We start from the raw sequence: 412 nt of genomic DNA, 5'->3' as shown, positions 1-412 counted from the left end.
TCCTTCACACCCCGGGACACCTGCTTCCTGAACGCATTGATGTGTGGTTTCAGGATGAAGCACGATTTGGTCAGCAAACTTCGACCACAAAGGTTTGGGCTGAAAAAGGCTCACGTCCAAGAGTTGTAAAGCAGCAACAATTCGAATATGCCTATCTATTTGGTGCAGTGTGTCCAACAACTGGCGAAACAGAAGCACTCATCTCACCTATAGTGAATAAAGAAGTCATGTATTCTCACCTGGAGCAAATATCACAAAGGACTCAACCAGGAAGAATGGCTGTGGTCGTCATGGATCGCGCAGCCTGGCACTTCAAAGATGGTTTGGTAAAAGGCCTGGAGAATGTAGTGATCATTAGGCTGCCACCTTATTCGCCAGAGTTAAACCCCATAGAACAAGTGTGGAGTTGGCT

At 46.8% G+C, this 412-nt stretch carries 1 protein-coding gene; it reads left to right on the top strand.

Annotation, left to right across the window (positions count from 1 at the left end; all coding sequences use genetic code 11):
- A partial coding sequence (locus CKO50_RS23200) for an IS630 family transposase (RefSeq protein WP_141240182.1) occupies positions 1-412 on the top strand: 412 nt, incomplete at both ends.

This window comes from Pseudoalteromonas sp. HM-SA03 (genome assembly GCF_002289345.1).
Lineage (GTDB): Bacteria > Pseudomonadota > Gammaproteobacteria > Enterobacterales > Alteromonadaceae > Pseudoalteromonas.
Note: the sequence above shows the minus strand (reverse complement) of the source record. Positions and strands in the feature narration are given on the sequence as shown.